The organism is Streptomyces sp. 8K308, from assembly GCF_004348315.1.
In the GTDB taxonomy this organism is placed as follows: domain Bacteria; phylum Actinomycetota; class Actinomycetes; order Streptomycetales; family Streptomycetaceae; genus Streptomyces.
This window is the reverse complement of sequence record NZ_SMKC01000626.1, coordinates 1-1,356: the sequence shown is the minus strand read 5'-3', so window position 1 is coordinate 1,356 and position 1,356 is coordinate 1. Positions and strand designations below refer to the sequence as shown.

The 1,356-nt window shown below is 71.1% G+C and carries 2 protein-coding genes; one reads left to right on the top strand and one right to left on the bottom strand.

Features of this window, described 5'->3' with window-relative positions:
- Positions 1-44: 44 nt before the first annotated feature.
- Complete coding sequence (locus E1265_RS36250; RefSeq protein ID WP_132935178.1) at positions 45-602, top strand: hypothetical protein; 558 nt, start codon at positions 45-47, stop codon at positions 600-602.
- On the opposite strand, the gene E1265_RS36245 is transcribed toward E1265_RS36250, so the two are convergent.
- Positions 550-1,356 (bottom strand): IS5 family transposase (locus tag E1265_RS36245; protein WP_243741365.1); only part of this gene is annotated, 807 nt, incomplete at its 5' end. The genes E1265_RS36250 and E1265_RS36245 overlap by 53 nt on opposite strands.

Genomic DNA, 1,356 nt, shown 5'->3' with positions numbered 1-1,356 from the left:
TTTGCTCGGGGTGAGGGAGGGATGCGGCGTCTTGTGTCCACTTCATGACCGAGGGGTGCGCGGTGGCGTTGGTGCTGGGAATGCTGGAGGAGCGGGAGGCGGCTGCCCGGGTGCGGGTGGAAGGTCTGCGGGAGGAAGCCGCGCGGTTGGCTGAGGTGTTGGAGGTCGCGGAGATCGAGCTGGACCGGCGGGTGATCGCGCGGGAGGAGCTGGTCGAGGCGTTGGCCGTCTCCGTGGCCGGGACGACTGCCGTGAGCGAGCCCGGGACCGAGGCCGAGCGGGCAGCAGCGCCATCGCCCGTGCCGGTGCCGGGCTCGACGGTGTCGCCGTGGCGGGACGGGCTGCCGGTGACGGTGCTGACGTCGGACTACCAGCGGATTCTGGGTGTGGTAGAGGAGCGGGCCCCGGCGGGCCAGGGACCGTTGAAGGCCAGGGAGATCGCGGTGGGGCTGGGTCTTGAGGCGACGCCGGCGAAGGTCGAGGGGGTGTGCTCGAAGGCCAGGCGCCTGGCGGAGCGCGGGTGGCTGCTGCAGGAGACGTCGGGGATTTTCAGCGCCGGCCGGCGGCCTGCGGCCGCGCCAGACGCCGGCCCGTCCGCGTGACCATCGACCACCGGATCATCGCCTCGCTGGTAGCGGGCAGTGTTTCGTAATCCCTGGCCAGGCGGCGCGAGTTCATCAGCCATGCGAACGTACGCTCTGCCACCCAGCGTCTGGGTAGCACCACGAATCCCGCCACGCCGTCGGTGCGTTTGACGATCTCCAAGGTCAGCGCGAGTTTCTGACGGCACCAGTCGATGATGGAGCCGGTGTAGCCGCCGTCGGCCCAGACGAGGGTGATGTCGCGGTGCAGGCGGCGCAGTCGGGTCAGCAGGCCCACGGCGGCGTCCCGGTCGCCGATGTTCGCGGCGGTGACCGCGACGACCAGGAGCAGGCCGAGGCAGTCGGTCACGATGTGCCGCTTGCGCCCGGGCACCTTCTTCCCGCCGTCATAGCCGCGTGAGGCGGCCGGCACCGTCGCGGCGGCCCGCACCGACTGCGCGTCGATGATCCCCGCCGTGGGCTCGGTCTCACGGCCTTCGCGCTCACGGACCTTCCCTCGCAGCCGGTCGTGGAACTCGGTGATCAGCCCCTGCTCGCGCCAGCGGCGGAAGAAGGCGTAGACCCGGCCCCAAGCAGGGAAGTCAGCGGGCATCGCCCGCCAAGAGATCCCGCCCGCGACCAGGTAGCGGATCGCGTCCAGCATCTGACGGTGACAATAGCTTTCCGGCTGCCCGCCCCGCCCCTGGAGCCAGGCCGGCACCGGCAGCAACGGTCGGATGGTCGCCCACTCCGCGTCCGTCATGTCCGACGGATA

What these genes read in the sequence shown, in the direction of transcription:
- E1265_RS36250 (WP_132935178.1), top strand. Translation starts at nt 45, where the DNA reads ATGACCGAGGGGTGCGCGGTGGCGTTGGTGCTGGGAATGCTGGAGGAG.